General features: G+C 71.0%; 16 protein-coding genes and 1 rRNA gene. 5 read left to right on the top strand and 12 right to left on the bottom strand.

Features of this window, described 5'->3' with window-relative positions; all coding sequences use genetic code 11:
* The first annotated feature begins 36 nt into the window (after positions 1-36).
* From gatC to gatB, 3 genes are read left to right on the top strand one after another with little or no spacing between them, the layout of a single operon-like run.
* The gene (gatC, locus tag M3148_RS15860) at positions 37-336 is read left to right on the top strand and encodes an Asp-tRNA(Asn)/Glu-tRNA(Gln) amidotransferase subunit GatC (RefSeq protein ID WP_251305704.1); all 300 of its coding nucleotides are present in this window, start codon (positions 37-39) and stop codon (positions 334-336) included.
* Entirely contained in the window at positions 333-1,856 is a 1,524-nt protein-coding gene (gatA, locus tag M3148_RS15855; RefSeq protein WP_251305703.1) for an Asp-tRNA(Asn)/Glu-tRNA(Gln) amidotransferase subunit GatA, read from the top strand. The genes gatC and gatA overlap by 4 nt, the downstream gene beginning before the upstream one ends.
* Positions 1,853-3,361 carry an Asp-tRNA(Asn)/Glu-tRNA(Gln) amidotransferase subunit GatB gene (gene gatB, locus M3148_RS15850; protein WP_251305702.1) on the top strand — a complete coding sequence of 503 codons (1,509 nt, stop codon included), beginning with the start codon at positions 1,853-1,855 and terminating at the stop codon, positions 3,359-3,361. The genes gatA and gatB overlap by 4 nt, the downstream gene beginning before the upstream one ends.
* Positions 3,362-3,441: 80 nt before the next feature.
* On the opposite strand, the gene M3148_RS15845 is transcribed toward gatB, so the two are convergent.
* The 12 genes from M3148_RS15845 to M3148_RS15790 all read right to left on the bottom strand — a co-directional run bounded on the left by M3148_RS15845 (position 3,442) and on the right by M3148_RS15790 (position 12,713).
* Complete coding sequence (locus M3148_RS15845) at positions 3,442-4,083, bottom strand: TorD/DmsD family molecular chaperone (protein WP_251305701.1); 642 nt, start codon at positions 4,081-4,083, stop codon at positions 3,442-3,444.
* Positions 4,080-4,703 carry a molecular chaperone TorD family protein gene (locus tag M3148_RS15840; protein ID WP_251305700.1) on the bottom strand — a complete coding sequence of 208 codons (624 nt, stop codon included), beginning with the start codon at positions 4,701-4,703 and terminating at the stop codon, positions 4,080-4,082. Before M3148_RS15840 ends, M3148_RS15845 begins: the two co-directional genes overlap by 4 nt.
* Positions 4,703-5,713: a dimethyl sulfoxide reductase anchor subunit family protein gene (locus tag M3148_RS15835; protein ID WP_251305699.1), complete on the bottom strand. Its 1,011-nt coding sequence runs from the start codon at positions 5,711-5,713 to the stop codon at positions 4,703-4,705. Before M3148_RS15835 ends, M3148_RS15840 begins: the two co-directional genes overlap by 1 nt.
* Positions 5,713-6,351, bottom strand: coding sequence for a DMSO/selenate family reductase complex B subunit (locus tag M3148_RS15830; protein WP_251305698.1), 639 nt, complete (start codon positions 6,349-6,351; stop codon positions 5,713-5,715). Before M3148_RS15830 ends, M3148_RS15835 begins: the two co-directional genes overlap by 1 nt.
* An 8-nt stretch (positions 6,352-6,359) precedes the next feature.
* Positions 6,360-8,933, bottom strand: coding sequence for a DMSO/selenate family reductase complex A subunit (locus M3148_RS15825; RefSeq protein ID WP_251305697.1), 2,574 nt, complete (start codon positions 8,931-8,933; stop codon positions 6,360-6,362).
* A 90-nt stretch (positions 8,934-9,023) separates the two neighbouring features.
* A complete protein-coding gene (tatC, locus tag M3148_RS15820; RefSeq protein ID WP_251305696.1) occupies positions 9,024-9,812 on the bottom strand; it encodes a twin-arginine translocase subunit TatC in 789 nt (262 codons plus the stop codon).
* The gene (gene tatA / locus M3148_RS15815) at positions 9,809-10,048 is read right to left on the bottom strand and encodes a Sec-independent protein translocase subunit TatA (RefSeq protein WP_251305695.1); all 240 of its coding nucleotides are present in this window, start codon (positions 10,046-10,048) and stop codon (positions 9,809-9,811) included. Before tatA ends, tatC begins: the two co-directional genes overlap by 4 nt.
* A 48-nt stretch (positions 10,049-10,096) precedes the next feature.
* Positions 10,097-10,429, bottom strand: a complete 333-nt coding sequence (locus M3148_RS15810; RefSeq protein WP_251305694.1) for a hypothetical protein — start codon at positions 10,427-10,429, stop codon at positions 10,097-10,099.
* Between the two features lie 61 nt (positions 10,430-10,490).
* A complete protein-coding gene (locus M3148_RS15805) occupies positions 10,491-11,426 on the bottom strand; it encodes a DUF362 domain-containing protein (protein ID WP_251305693.1) in 936 nt (311 codons plus the stop codon).
* 9 nt (positions 11,427-11,435) lie between these two features.
* On the bottom strand, positions 11,436-11,720 hold the full coding sequence (locus M3148_RS15800; RefSeq protein ID WP_251305692.1) for a DUF6457 domain-containing protein: 285 nt from the start codon (positions 11,718-11,720) through the stop codon (positions 11,436-11,438).
* Positions 11,717-12,052 (bottom strand): carboxymuconolactone decarboxylase family protein, encoded by a 336-nt coding sequence (locus M3148_RS15795; RefSeq protein WP_251305691.1) that lies wholly within the window; start codon positions 12,050-12,052, stop codon positions 11,717-11,719. The genes M3148_RS15800 and M3148_RS15795 overlap by 4 nt, the downstream gene beginning before the upstream one ends.
* A 94-nt stretch (positions 12,053-12,146) precedes the next feature.
* Positions 12,147-12,713, bottom strand: a complete 567-nt coding sequence (locus M3148_RS15790; protein ID WP_251305690.1) for a DoxX family protein — start codon at positions 12,711-12,713, stop codon at positions 12,147-12,149.
* A 205-nt stretch (positions 12,714-12,918) separates the two neighbouring features.
* On the opposite strand from M3148_RS15790, the gene M3148_RS15785 reads away from it, so the two are divergent.
* Positions 12,919-14,406 (top strand): NAD-dependent malic enzyme, encoded by a 1,488-nt coding sequence (locus M3148_RS15785; protein WP_251305689.1) that lies wholly within the window; start codon positions 12,919-12,921, stop codon positions 14,404-14,406.
* 600 nt (positions 14,407-15,006) lie between these two features.
* Positions 15,007-15,086 (top strand): 16S ribosomal RNA (locus M3148_RS15780); the annotation flags it as partial.

Here is a 15,086-nt window from a genome sequence, read left to right as displayed (position 1 = left end):
CGGTCGCCCGGCGCCGGGACGATAGACTTGGTAGCCATGTCCACCATCAATGCAGCCGAGGTCGCGCGCGTGGCCGCGCTGGCCCGGATCGAGCTCACGAACGAGGAGGTCGAGCGCCTGGCCGGGGAGCTCGGCGTCATCGCCGACGCGGTCGCCCAGGTCGGTGAGCTCGTCGGTCCCGACGTGCCCGCCACCAGCCACCCCATCCCGCTGACCAACGTCATGCGGGAGGACGTCGTGGAGGAGCCGCTGTCCGTCGAGGCCGCGCTCTCCGGCGCGCCCGCGAGCGAGGGCGGTCAGTTCCTCGTGCCGCAGATCCTGGGGGAGGACGCATGAGCGAGCTCACCACCGCGACCGCCGCCGAGCTGGCGGAGCGGCTGCGCGCCAAGGAGGTCAGCTCCGTCGAGGTGACCCAGGCGCACCTGGACCGCATCAATGAGGTCGACGGCGCCGTCCACGCCTTCCTCCACGTCAACGGGGAGGAGGCGCTGGCCACCGCCCGCGACGTCGACGAGCGCCGCGCCCGCGGCGAGGAGCTCCACCCGCTCGCCGGGGTACCGATCGCCGTCAAGGACGTCGTCGTCACCAAGGGGCAGCCGACGACGGCCGCCTCGAAGATGCTCGAGGGCTGGGTCCCGCCCTACGACGCGACCATCGTCGAGCGGCTGCGCGCCGCGGGCCTGCCGATCCTCGGCAAGACGAACCTCGACGAGTTCGCCATGGGCTCCTCCACCGAGCACTCCGCCTACGGCCCCACCCGCAACCCCTGGGACCTCGAGCGCATCCCCGGCGGCTCGGGCGGTGGCTCCGCGGCCGCCGTCGCCGCCTTCCAGGCACCCCTCGCGATCGGCACCGACACCGGCGGCTCGATCCGCCAGCCCGCCGCCGTCACCGGCTCGGTGGGCGTCAAGCCGACCTACGGCGGCGTCTCGCGCTACGGGCTCATCGCGCTCGCCTCGAGCCTCGACCAGGCCGGCCCGGTGTCCCGCACCGTGCTGGACTCCGCGCTGCTCCACGAGCTCATCGGCGGGCACGACCCCCGCGACTCCACCTCCCTGCCCGACCCGGTCGGCGACCTCGTCGCCGCGGCTTCGGCGCAGGACCTGCGCGGTCTGCGCGTGGGCGTGGTCCGCGAGCTCGGTGGCGAGGGCTACCAGGCCGGCGTCGAGGCGAGCTTCACCGCCGCCCTCGACCTCCTGCGCGAGGCCGGCGCGGAGGTCGTCGAGGTCTCCTGCCCGAGCTTCGCCTACGCCCTCGCCGCCTACTACCTCATCCTCCCCGCCGAGGCGTCCTCCAACCTCGCGAAGTTCGACGGCATGCGCTTCGGCCTGCGCGTCGAGCCCACCGGGGGTCCGCTGACCGCCGAGCGCGTCATGGCCGCCACCCGCGGCGCCGGCTTCGGGGACGAGGTCAAGCGCCGCATCATCCTCGGCACGCACGCGCTGTCCGCCGGCTACTTCGACGCCTACTACGGCAGCGCCCAGCAGGTGCGCACGCTCATCCAGCGCGACTTCGCGGCCGCCTTCGAGCAGGCCGACGTCCTCGTCTCGCCGACCACCCCGACGACGGCGTTCCGCTTCGGGGAGAAGCTCGACGACCCGCTGGCCATGTACCTCAACGACGTTGCCACCATCCCGGCTAACCTCGCCGGGGTGCCCGGCATCTCCGTGCCCAGCGGCCTGAGCGACGACGGCCTGCCCGTCGGCTTCCAGGCGCTGGCCCCCGCCCGTGAGGACGCCCGGCTCTACCGGGTCGGCGCGGTCCTCGAGCGCATGCTCGATGAGCGCCGCGGGCACCGCCTGCTCGCGGACGCCCCGTCGCTGCCCACCACCGTCTCCCAGGAGGCTGCCCGATGACCGCGACCACGCCTGAGCTCGTCGACTTCGACGACGCGATCGCCCGCTACGACCCCGTCATCGGGATCGAGGTCCACGTCGAGCTCGGCACCGCCTCGAAGATGTTCGACGGCGCACCGAACGGATTCGGCGGGGAGCCCAACTCCGCGACGACGCCTGTCTCGCTCGGCCTGCCGGGGACGCTGCCGGTGGTCAACCGCACCGCCGTCGAGTACGCGATCCGCATCGGCCTCGCGCTGGGCTGCGACATCGCCGAGACCTGCCGCTTCGCCCGGAAGAACTACTTCTACCCGGACGTGCCGAAGAACTTCCAGACCTCCCAGTACGACGAGCCCATCGCCTTCGAGGGGCACGTCGAGGTCGAGCTCGAGGACGGCACGCTCGTGCCGATCGCCGTCGAGCGCGCGCACATGGAGGAGGACGCCGGCAAGAACACCCACATCGGTGGCTCGGGCGGGCGCATTCACGGCGCCGATCACTCCCTCGTCGACTACAACCGTGCCGGCGTGCCCCTCGTCGAGATCGTCACGCACCCGATCACCGGCACCGGCGCCCGCGCCCCGGAGGTGGCCCGCGCCTACGTGAGCACGCTGCGTGACCTCTTCCGCGCCCTGGGTGTCTCCGAGGCGCGGATGGAGCGCGGCAACGTCCGCGCCGACATCAACGTCTCGCTGCGTCCGAGCCCGGACGCCCCGCTCGGCACCCGCACCGAGACGAAGAACGTCAACAGCTTCCGCTCCATCGAGCGGGCCGTGCGCTACGAGATCTCCCGCCAGGCCGCGGTGCTCGACGCCGGCCGGACGGTGACCCAGGAGACTCGCCACTGGCACGAAGACACCGGCACGACGTCCTCGGGGCGCGTGAAGTCCGACGCCGAGGACTACCGCTACTTCCCCGAGCCCGACCTCGTGCCGCTCGCCCCGAGCCGCGAGTGGGTCGAGGAGATCCGCGCGAGCCTGCCCGAGCTGCCGGCCCTTCGCCGTCGGCGCCTGCAGGCCGAGTGGGGCTACGCCGACGCGGAGATGCGCGACGTCGTCAACGCCGGGGCGCTCGACCTCATCGAGGCGACCGTCGCCGCCGGCGCGGACGCCGCCGCCGCCCGCAAGTGGTGGATGGGCGAGCTCGCCCGCACCGCCAAGGGCGTCAACATCGAGCTGGCCGACCTCGCGATCACGCCCGCGCAGGTCGCCGAGCTCGCCGCGCTCGTCGAGTCGGGCCGGATCAACGACAAGCTCGCCCGCCAGGTGCTGGCCGGAGTGCTCGCCGGGGAGGGCGGTCCCGAGGCGGTCGTCGTGGCCCGCGGCCTCGAGGTCGTCTCCGACGACGGCGCCCTCATCGCCGCCGTCGACGAGGCCCTCGCCGCCAACCCCGACGTCGCCGAGAAGATCCGCGGCGGCAAGGTGCAGGCCGCCGGCGCGATCGTCGGTGCCGTCATGAAGGCCACCCGTGGCCAGGCCGACGCCGGCCGCGTCCGTGAGCTCATCATGGAGCGCGTCGGCGCCTGACCCGCGCGCCCGCGCCCCCAGAACGCCGACAGCCGGATTCCTCCCGAGGAATCCGGCTGTCGGCGTATGCGAGGGGCGGGTCAGGCAGGGTGGGGGACGCCGGTGAGCCGGGCGTAGCTGTCGATCGCGCCGAGCGAGAGCTGGGCCAGGCCCCTCATGAACGCGGTGTCGGCCTCGGCCACCACGCGCCCGAGCATCTCCGGCGCCCACTCGAGGAGGTGCCGGCGCAGGAAGTCCGCGCCGTGGCGGACGTAGCGCTCGGCGTCACTCGCGGAGCCCTGCTCGAGGGCGTCCAGGGCCCGCAGGCAGGACTGGGCGACGAAGTCGAGCTCGAGGCCGATGTGGTCGTCCGGCTCCCGGTTGAGGTGCGGCGCCTGGAGCGACAGCGCGCGGTAGGCGTCGCGGACCTCGAGGGTGTGGGCGTCGAAGACGAGGCGGTCCTGGCCGCGGTGCACCGACTCGTAAGGCGCCACGCGGGCCGTCGCGAGAGTACCGTAGAGCCAGGCGTGGTCGTGGCGGATCAGCACGGCGCTCTCGCCGGCCTCCTGCGAGGCGCGCATGAGCCGCAGCCCCTCCTCCGCACCGGGGGTGCCGGGCAGGGGCCACTCGTCGAGGAGACCGCGCAGGCCGGCAAGGGCGGCGTCGTCGGGCGGCTCCTGGTGGAACCGCGCGAGAACCGTGAAGGCGGCGGCGAGGTCGTCGAGCTGGTCGGTGTCGATCACGAGACTCCTTGGTGGACGGCGGCGCACAGGGCGGCGTGCCCGGTGAGGAAGCCACGCAGCAGGCCGGGGACGGCGCGGTAGAGCGCCGTACGGGCGTGGCACGCGATGCCCTCGATGACTGGGCCGGCGACGAGATCGGTGTGCTCGACGCGGAACCGCAGGGCGGTGTCCGCCGCCTCACCTGCGCCGGCGACGTCCCCGGCGGCGTGCAGCCGCCCTACCCGGGTGGCGAGGTCGGCGAGGAAGGCGAGCTGGAAGCCGAGGTGGTCGTCCGCGGGGGAGGGCAGTCCGGCGAAGGTCGTCGCCGCGTAGGTGTCGAGGAGCTCCTGCCGCAGGGCGTCCGCATCGCTGTCCCGGCGCCATGCCGACTCGTGCAGCGGCACGAGCGGAGGACGACGGCGGAACATCGTCATGTGGTCGCGGACCACGACATCGAGCGGCTCGGGATCCACCGACTCGACGGCGTGGACGCTGTGGGCGTCCTGCAGCGGCCACGTCTGTCGCATCTGTGGCGAGGCGAAGCTCTCCGCGAGCGTCTGGCTGGGCGGTTCGAGGAGGAGGCGGGACAGGACGAAGCCCGCCGTCCCCACCTGTGCGCCCCGCGCGAGGAGGTCCTCCATCAGATGCCGATCCGCAGCATTGAGTCGTAGTGGAGGGAGCGGCCCATGAGCTCGGCCACCAGCGCGACGACGAAGGCGGCGGTGATGAGCGCCGTGAGGACCTGGGGCCGCTCCAGCACCGTGCTCGTCGCCGTGCGGAACACGAAGAGCGCGAGGAGGACGGTCGACAGGCCCAGGAGCAGGAGGCGGGCGGTGAAGAAGGCTCCGCTGAACACCTCGGCCGAGGCGGCGCCGACCGGGTCGGCGGCGAGGTCGGCGATGTGGAGGGGATAGGAGACGAGCACCGCGACGCCGGCGACTGCCGAGGCGACGGCGAGCCACTGGATCGTCCGGGTGCTCAGCGCCCACTCGGAGAGCGTGGTCGGCTCGTTGATCTCCGCGACCCGCGTGCGCACCGCCGTCATCACCCCACCCCCGGACGACGGCGGCTCCTGGGCAGGCCTGGCAGCCCTGCCCGGGGTCACGTGCCGGCGGCGGACCCACGTCGTGACGACGAGGGCGGTACCGACGGCGAGGGCCCCGAGCATGATCGCGGTCGCGAAGAAGTGGAACGGGACGACCGGGGTGTTCCATGCCGGGACGGTGACCAAGGAGTAGTAGATCTGGGACATCGCCCAGATGAGGGCGATGCCGGCCACCGCCGTCGCCGCGGCCAGCAGCTGGCGCAGCCGGAAGGTGCCGATCTTGAACCACTGGACCAGCGCGAAACCGAAGCCGAGGCCGGCGAATGCCATGCCGAAGACGATCTCGCGGGAGAGCCAGGAGCTGGACACATTCCGGAACACGTTGAGCGTGTTGGTGATGTCGTTCATGTGGAGCATGGACGCGCCCAGCCCGAAGACCATCGCCGGTCCGATGGCGTAGACGATCGGCTCGGTCAGCCGGTCGACGGTGCGGGCGTCATGACGCACGGAGGCGACCAGCTGGACGACGCCCAGCACGATGAAGGACCCCACGCACATCTGGGCGATGACGGTGAAGATGATCATCGGCAGCTCGTGGACGTTCATCAGATCTCCTTCGGGTTGGCGATCTGCCCGGTTCCCGCATCCCAGGGCTGGGCGTCGCGGTGGGGGGTGATCACCAGGTGGGGCCGGGTGACGGTCGGGTCGGGCAGCGGGGCGATCGCGTCGGTGTCGCCGTACTTGCTGCGGAGCTCCTCGATGGGGCCCCAGTCCAGGGCACGGGAGGGGCAGGCGTCCACGCAGGCGGGGTTCTGGCCCTGCTCGCGGTAGTCGTAGCACAGGTCGCACTTGGACATGTGGCCGGTCTCGACGTTGAACTGCGGGGCGGAGTAGGGGCAGGCCCACTCGCAGTAGCGGCAGCCCACGCACTTGTCCTCGTTGACCCACACGGTGCCGTCCTCGCGCATGGACATGGCGGTGGTGGGGCACACCTGCATGCACACCGGGTTCTCGCAGTGGTTGCAGGCGATGGAGGTGTAGTAGGTGAAGACGTTGGGGGTGAAGGTGTTGCCCTCCTGCTGCCAGGAGCCTCCGGAGTACTCCACCACCCGGCGCCAGTTCACGCCGATGGGCAGGTCGTGCTTGTCCTTGCAGGAGACCTGGCAGGCCTTGCACCCGGTGCAGGCCGACTGGTCGAAGTAGAAGCCGTAGTCGGCCCCGGCCTCGGTGAACGTGTCCGTCATGATTCTCCCTAGGCCTTGACCACGTTGGCGATGGTCGTGTGGACGGCGTTGCCCTTCGCCAGCGGCGAGGGGTGCAGCGAGGTGAGCGAGTTGACCGACCCGGCGATGTCGACGGGGCGGTCGGGGTTGGCCTGCGGTGGCGGCGCGACCTCCGAGGCGGGCCGGGGGTCGAACCAGGCGCCCTGCGGGATGGAGATGACGCCGGGCGCGATGCGCTCGGTCACCTTCGCCTCGAGGCGGACGGTGCCGCGGTCGTTGTAGACGAAGACCTCGTCCCCGTTCCCGATGTCCTTGCGGGCGGCGTCCAGGATGTTGAGCCAGACCTGCTGGCGGTGCGCCTCCTTGAGCCAGTCGACGTTGCCGTAGGAGGAGTGTGTCCGGGCCTTGTAGTGGTGGCCGATCACCTGGAACGGGTGGTCGGCGGACTCGCGGGCCGCGAGTGCGCCCTCCCAGGTGTCGACGTGCTCGGGCAGGGCGGTGAGCTTGTCGCCCGGCTGCTCGGGCCGGAACACCCCGAAGGTCCACTTCTCGGCCATCGCCGCCAGCCGGTCGGAGTAGACCTCGATCTTGCCCGACGGCGTCGCGAGCGGGTTGGCCTCGGGGTCGGTGCGGAACTCCGCCATGGAGATGGCCGGGCCGAGGTTCTTGCGGTAGATCCCCAGCTCCTTCCACTCGTCGTAGGAGGGCAGGTCCGGGTCGTTGGCGCGGGTCGCCTCGATGGTCTCCCGCAGCCAGTCCTCGCGGCTCTTGCCCTCGGTGAACTGCGGCTCGGTGCCCAGGCGACGGGCCATCTCGGTGCAGATGTCGAAGATGCTCCTGCACTCGTAGAGGGGCTCGATGGCCTGGGAGGAGACGATGCCGTAGGCCATGGGCCCGCCGTTCTCCCCGGGGTGGACGTCGAACTCCTCCGCCGTCGAGGTGCCGGGCAGGATGTAGTCCGCGTAGCGCGCCGACACCGTGTACTGGATGTCGCAGACGACGATGAGCTCGCACTTGGAGTCGTCCTGGAGGATCTCCGCCGACCGGTTGTTGTCCCCGGTCTGGTTGACGATCGAGTTCCCGCCGTACTGCCAGACCATCTTGATCGGCACGTCGAGCCGCACGTTGGTCGGCTCACCGTTCTCGTCGACGGGGATCTTGTTGTCGCGCACCCCCGGTGCGGGCTTCTCGCAGACGCCCGCGTTGAAGGTGTCCATCTCCGGGCCGTGGTCGATCGCGTCGAGCCACGAGAAGACCGAGATGATCTTGTTCGAGGTGTTGATCGTCCCGGTGTTGAACGGCTTGACAAAGGGCAGGGACTGGGCGCCCTCGCGGGCACCGGTGCCGCCGCCGGCGATGCCGACGTTCCCGGTGACGCAGGCAAGGAGGAAGATCGCCCGGGCGACGTTCTCGCCGTTGGCGTGGCGCTGCGGTCCCCAGCCCTGGGTGATCGCGCACGGCTTGGCACCGGCGATCTCGCGCGCCAGCTGGCGGATGCGCTGGGCGGGCAGTCCGCAGATCTCGGCCGCCCAGTCCGGCGTCTTCTCCACGCCGTCGGGGCCGCGGCCCTCGATGTAGGCGCGGTAGGAGGAGTTGGCCGGCGCACGCTCGGGCAGGGTGTGCTCGTCGAAGCCCACGCAGTAGGTGTCGAGGAAGGCCTGGTCCTGCAGGCCCTCGGCGAGCATGACGTGGATCATCCCCGCGATGAGCGCGGCATCGGTGCCCGGGCGGACCGGCACCCACTCGTCACCGAGGATCGCGCCCGTCTCGGAGTAGCGCGGGTCGATGACGATGGTGCGCACCCCGTGCTCCTTGCGCGTCATCTGCGTGACGGCGAGCTGGCCACCCCCGGACATCCGGGTCTCGAGCGGGTTGTTCCCGAACATCACCTGGAGCTTGGCGTTGGCGGCGTCGTCGAAGGAGTTGCCGTTGACCCAGCTGCCGTAGAAGTACGGGTAGGCCTGGGTGATCTCTGTCGTCGAGTAGTCGGAGTAGTGGTCGAGGTACCCGCCCCAGGTGTTCATGAGGCGCGCGAACGGGGTGGCGTCCGGCGGCCACGAGCAGGCCATTGTCGAGCCGAGCGTCCCGGTGCCGTAGTTGATGTAGAAGGCCTCGTTGCCGTACTGGGCCTTGATCTCCTTCATCTTGTCGGTGATCTCGTCCAGGGCCTGCTCCCAGGAGATCTCCTCCCACTGCTCCTCGCCGCGCCTGGTCCCCGGCTTGCGCTTCATCGGCTTCTTCAGCCGGTCGGGGTTGTAGATGCGGTGGCGGATGGAGCGGCCGCGGACGCAGGCGAGCACCCGCTGGCTGCCCAGCTGGTCGTCGCCCGTGTTGTCCGGCAGGACGCGCACGACGGTGCCGTCCTTGACCTGGAGCCGCAGCGGGCAGCGGGAGCCACAGTTGACGGTGCACGCGGACCACACGGTCTTGTCCGCGTCGGCCAGTCCCTCGGCCGCGGCGGCCGGCGGGGATCCGGGCATCCCCAGGTGGGCGGCGGTCGAGACGAGCGCAGCAGCCCCACCGGTCACCGCCGACCACTTGAGGAAGGTGCGCCGGCTGGGCCCTGACCGGGTGCCGGGTGCTGCGGTGCTCGTCTGGCTCATCACGTCTCCTCCAGAGGAAAAATCAACAACTGTGGACATCGGACCACCAGTCCACGCGCGGATCGGGGGACCTTCGTCCACCGGGCGCCGTCAGGCGTGGGAGGACGCCGGCGCGGTCGCGGGTGCGGCGGCCCGACGGCGCTGGGTGGCCTCGCGCAGGGCGGCCACACCCACCGCGAGCAGGTAGAGCGCGACGAGCGCCAGGGCCTGGCCGACCATGAACACGGGGTTGGGCAGGGGGTTGATCATCGCGGCGAAGGTAAAAGCCACGACGACGGCCCAACGCCAGCCGCGCAGCATCGTGCGCGCGGGCAGGACACCGAGGAAGTTCAGCGCCACGAGCACCTCGGGCAGCAGGAAGGAGAGCCCGAAGGCCAGCACGAGGTACATGAAGAAGCTGACGAAGGAGGTGGCGCTGAGGAGCGCGGCGGCGTCGTCGGGAACAAAGGACAGTAGGGCCGTCACCGCCCGTGGCACGACGAGCACGCCGCAGGCGGCTCCCACCGCGAACAGGGCGATGCCCGCGGCGCCGAAGGCGAGGGCGTGGACCCTCTCGCCGCGTTTGAGGCCGGGTCCGATGAACGCGCCGATCTGGTAGATCCACCACGGGCTGGAGAGGATGGCTCCGGCCCAGAAGGCCACCTTGAGCTGAAGCTCGAAGGCGGCGCCGATGGTCTGGAAGTTCAGCTGCGAGCTGCCGCCGCTAATCTCCGTCAACGGCTCCTGGAGGAAGGCCATGACCGGCTCGTAGAGGAACCAGCCCGCCGTCGTCCCGACGGCGAGACCGAGGAGGACGAGCACGAGTCTCTTGCGCAGCTCGCGGAGGTGGGCGCCGACGCTCATTGCCCGCTCCGGGTTGGCGCGCCGGCGCGACCTCATCTGTCCGTCGGTGCCGTCTCACCGGCCGCCGGCGCGACCGGTGCGGGGGCGGGCATGGTGGCCTGCGTGGCGGTGACCGGAGCGGCGGGGACGACGACGTCCTCCTGGAGCTCGGAGATCTCCTTCTTGAACACCTTCATCGACTGCCCGACGGACCGGGCGACGTCGGGCAGTCGCTTGGCCCCGAAGAGGATGACGAGGACGATGAGCAGGATGAGGATGTGGGTCGGTCTCATGGTGTCTCCCAGTGGTCGAAGCGGCCTGGTCAGGCCGTCGTATCGAACCTAACGACCCGTTCCGGGCGGAAGGTCGGACTTCGGTCCCGGCCCGGACCCCTGCTTCATCCAGGCGTCCATCTCCTCGCGGACGGCCTGGCGGACGATCTCGCGCGGGTCGTACTGCCTCAGGTCGAGGGAGGACAGGTCGAGCTCCTTCAGGCCGACGGCCGCCGAGTCGCGCTGCGCCTCCTCCCGCAGCCGCGCGCTCCAGGCGCGCACGAGCTCGACGCCCCTGCGGAAGGCACGCACCGCTTGGGCGAACCCGGACGGGCCGAGGACGAGCACGACGACGACGATCACGATGACGAGCTCGACCGAGCTGATGCCGAACAGGTTCATCGCCCCTCCTCACGCCGGCTCCTGCCAGGCTAGGTGCGCCCAGGGGGCAGGGTGTGGGGCATTAGTCCCCTTCCCGCGCCCCCGCCTGTGATCCGTCTTCCCGACTCAGCCGGACGAGGAGGGCCGGGGGCAGCGCCGAGCCGAAGGCATTGCCCTCCCGGTACCGGCACGTCGGGCACAGCGCACCCTCGTCGGCGGGGTGCCGGGCACCGCAGCGCTCGCAGGCTGCCGTGGTGAGGCGGGCGAGGACGGCGACGGGCTCCTCGAGCAGCTGGGCGAAAGCGAGCGGGCCGGTGGACGAGTAGGCGTCCACCGGGCACAGCCGGACGCACTCGAGCTCCGAGCGGCACTGCTCGCGCAGGTGGGTCAGGGTGCTGACGCCGTCGGCGTGGTCGAGGACGAGCGCGTCGTGGGGGCAGGCCAGCACACAGACGCCGCAGGCCGTGCACCCCTCAACGAGGAGCCGCGCGGCTGCCGCGGCCGGAGGGGGTGCGGCGGGGCCCTCGTCAGTCGCGGCGGGGTCCTCGCGCGGGCGGGCGCGGCCGGCTTCCTCGAGCAGCCGGAGCGCGGCGAGGGTGCGGCCGGCGTCGTCGAGGTCGAGGTCGAGGGCAGTGCGGTCGCGTAGGCCCAGACCGAGCAGGGTGCGCCGGGGGAGCGGGATCTGCCCCAGGACGAGGACGTCGGGACGCGACCGCCGGCGGCGCGGGGGAGAGAAGGAGGCGACGCCGTCGGGAAGGACGGCGCTCCACGCGGCGACGTGGGCGGCAGCGGCACCGGGGTCGGTCGGGCAGGGCAGCACCTCGACGACACCCACGCCCGACGCGAGGAGCTGGGCCGGCAGCCCCACCCCGACGTCGCGGACACAGCCCTCGAGGCGGACGACCACCGTCCCGCGTGCCACCCGCGGCGGCTCGGCGTCCGCGCAGAGGAGCACGACGCGCTCGGGGGTGTCGTGCGTGGCGAGCCACCGCAGCAGCGCACGGTTGGGATCGGACATGGCGTGGGGTCAGCGTGCCGTCCGGGAGGCGACGAGCCGCTCGACGGCCTCGGCCCGCTCCGTCACGGCGCGCGCGGTGGTGGCGGTGTCCAGCTCCCGTCCTGCAGCGCCTGCCGACAGACCGACGAGGAACGCCGTGAGCGGGGCCCCCGGACGGGTGGGCCCGTGGGCCACCTGGCCGACGAGCGCGAGGAGCTGCTCCGCCGTGCTCTCGACGACGTGCGGGTCCAGGGCGAGTTCGGCGCACACCTCGCGCAGCCACTCGTGCATCTGGACCATCCGCTCGTCGCTCACGGACGGTTCTCCGCCTCGAGGACCTCGCTGGCCCACGTCCAGGCGGCGATCGTCGCCGGGAAGCCGCGCGTGGTGAGCCCTAGCAGAATCACCTGCTCGACCTCCTCGCGGCTGGCCCCCGCCTCCAGGGCCTTGCGGACGTTGGAGCGCACGGCGCCGTCGGCCTGGGAGCCCAGCGCGATGCCGAGCTTGACCAGCCGCACCGTGCGCTCGTCGAGCGGTCCGGCGTCGTCGACGGCGCGGGCCACGGCATCGTGGCGCTCGACGACGTCGCCGAAGCGGCGACGAAAGGACTGGTAGACCTCGGGCAGGTATTCGGTGCTCTCGTCCATGCGGGCCATCGTGGCACAGCTCCTTCCGGCGGTTCAGGGGAGACGCACGAGCGCCGAGGACCGGTCGTGCCCGGTCCTCGGCGGGTGCAGGGGGTCAGCGGAGCCAGCTGTTGCCGACCTTTCCGGCCCACCACTTGCCCAGGCCCCACTTGTCACCGGAGAGGGTCACCGCCGCGATGATGAGGAGCAGTGCCTCCACCCAGTGGGAGTCGAGGACGGGGTTGGTGCCGTGCTCGCCCACCCACGGGAGGGCCACGACGTACATGAAGGCCATGAGCAGGGTGCCGCTGACGGCCGCGATGCGCAGGCCCGCGCCGGTGATCATCGCGACGCCGATGCCGAGAAGGCCCAGCATGAAGACGATGTCACCGAAGGGGTTGAGGAACAGGGACTGGAACAGCTCCGCCAGCGGCTGCTCCGGCGGGAGGTTGCCGAGGTAGCCCTGGGCCGGCGTGCCGCCGTTGATCCAGGCCCGCTCGCTCGGCGTCGCGAAGCCGAGGCCGAAGGTCTTGTCGAGGAAGGGCCAAAGGAACAAGAAGCCGACGACGATGCGCCCCACGGCGAGCGCGGCCTGCGCGCCGGGCCGGGTGACGACGTCGTCCATGTACAGGATCCTGCCGCCCTGGGCGGAGTCTCTGGCGGGGGTGGTCGTGGTGGCCATCGGAGTTCTCCTTGGAGTGGGTGGTGCGGGTGTGATTGCTGTCATGCACAAGCGTCCTCGTCGGACTTGTCCGACAAACGGGGCCAAGGTCCCGACTTTCGCCACGATGGAGACCGCGCGCCGCTGGAGGCGCCCTCACGTCGGCGGTGGTCGATAATGGCAAGGGGCCGCGACGCCGCGGCGACGGCGAGAGGACATGAGACCGATGGCACTGCCCAGCCCGAGCTACACGATCACCATGCGCGTGCAGGTACCCGCCTCGCAGGCGGCGACGAGCGAGCTGGTGGCCGCAGCCGCCGCGGAGGGCGCCTCCGTCACCGGTGTCGACATCGCGCAGTCGAGCACCGACCACCTCACGGTCGACCTCACCTGCGACACGATCGACGGGCCGCACAGCCAGCGGGTGGTGGACGCTCTCGACGCGCTCGAGGACGTCCACGTCCTCAAGGTGTCCGACTCGACCTTCCTCATGCACCTGGGCGGGAAGATCGAGGTGGGTCTCAAAGTGCCGCTGCGCACCCGCCGTGACCTCTCCCGGGCCTACACACCCGGCGTCGCCCGGGTGTGCCTCGCGATCGCCGAGCGGCCCGAGGACGCCCGGCGCCTCACCATCAAGCGCAACACGGTCGCCGTCGTCACCGACGGCACCGCCGTCCTGGGGCTGGGGAACATCGGGCCGGCGGCGGCGCTGCCGGTCATGGAGGGCAAGGCGGCGCTCTTCAAGAAGTTCGCCGGCGTCGACGCCTGGCCGGTGTGCCTGGACACGACGGACACCGAGGAGATCATCTCGATCGTCAAGGCGCTGGCGCCGGTGTACGGCGGGGTGAACCTCGAGGACATCTCGGCCCCGCGCTGCTTCGAGATCGAACGGCGCCTGCGCGCGGAGCTCGACATCCCGGTCTTCCACGACGACCAGCACGGCACGGCCATCGTCGTCCTCGCCGCGCTCATCAACGCCCTCAAGGTGGTGGACAAGCGCATCGAGGACGTCCGTATCGCCGTCGCGGGCGTGGGCGCCGCGGGCTCGGCCGTCATTCGGCTGCTGCACGCCCAGGGCGCGCGCAACATCGTCGGCTTCGACCGCGACGGCGCCATCCACTCGGGCAGCGACACCCCGGGGGAGCACCACCAGTGGATCGCTGCGAACACCAACCCCGAGGGTTTCACCGGAACCCTGCAGGAGGGGCTGGAGGGGGCGGACGTCTTCATCGGCGTCAGCGCGGGGGACATCCTCACCGGTGACGACGTCGCCCGGATGGGAGAACGGTCCATCGTCTTCGCGCTCGCCAACCCCGTCCCGGAGGTCGATCCCATCGCGGCGGCCGCGCACGCGCACGTCGTGGCGACCGGTCGGAGCGACTACCCCAACCAGATCAACAACGTGCTGGCCTTCCCCGGCCTCTTCCGCGGGCTTCTCGACGCCGGCGCACGTGACGTCACCCAGGAGACGATGCGTCGGGCGGCCGTCGCCATCGCCGGCGTCGTCGAAGACGACGAGCTCAACCCGTCCTTCGTCATCCCCGGCGTCTTCGACACCAGGGTCGCCGAGGCAGTCGCCGACGCCGTCCGTGAGGAGGCTGAGGAATCGCGCGCAGCCGGTCGGTCGCCCGCCCTCGTGGATCAGGCGGCCGAGGATGCCCGGGTCACGTGGCCGGGGCGCCAGCCGGGCGACGAGGACCCGCATGTGCCGTGACCCACACCCCGACGCCGGAACGCCTGCGAGATGCCACCTTTCCGCTGAACGACGCGGTATCTGCAGTCTGTAGCGGGGTGTTCGATCCGGCTTGACCGGCGGTCGGTCGCCTGCCTATGATTCTCGAGCCGGCAAGGGAGGCACGGACACCAGGAGCTGAGAGGCTCGGTGGCCGGTCCCACCGGAAGGACTACTGATCAGGGCGCCGCTCAGCCGGCGCCGCTTCGGTGAGTCCGAGCTCGACAGGGTTCAGGGCGTCGCTCGCACAGCGGGCGGAAGTTTCTGGGTCATGCCGGGACAGCTTGAAGATGGCCCCGTTTCCTGGTCCGCACGATTGATGTGGGTCTGGCGGTGTGTGTCTGTTTCTTGAGAACTCAACAGTGTGCCAAGTTTTTGATGCCAATATGGTCCTGGCGTCGGCTGGTTTGTTCATCGTCTGGTGGATGGGTTGGTTGGTGTCTGGGGTCGTTAGTTTGTTTGGTTGATGCTCGTCCGTGGTTTCCTTTCTGCGGGTGGGTGTTTGCCTGGATCGCTCGCTGCCTTTGGGTGGTGCGTGTTTCTTCGTATGGTTGTTACCCCTTTTGGGGGTGGCGATAGACATTTACGGAGAGTTTGATCCTGGCTCAGGACGAACGCTGGCGGCGTGCTTAACACATGCAAGTCGAACGATGAAGCCCAGC

Origin of the sequence: Georgenia satyanarayanai, assembly GCF_023715365.1 — a bacterium.
Lineage (GTDB): Bacteria > Actinomycetota > Actinomycetes > Actinomycetales > Actinomycetaceae > Oceanitalea > Oceanitalea satyanarayanai_B.
Note: the sequence above shows the minus strand (reverse complement) of the source record. Positions and strands in the feature narration are given on the sequence as shown.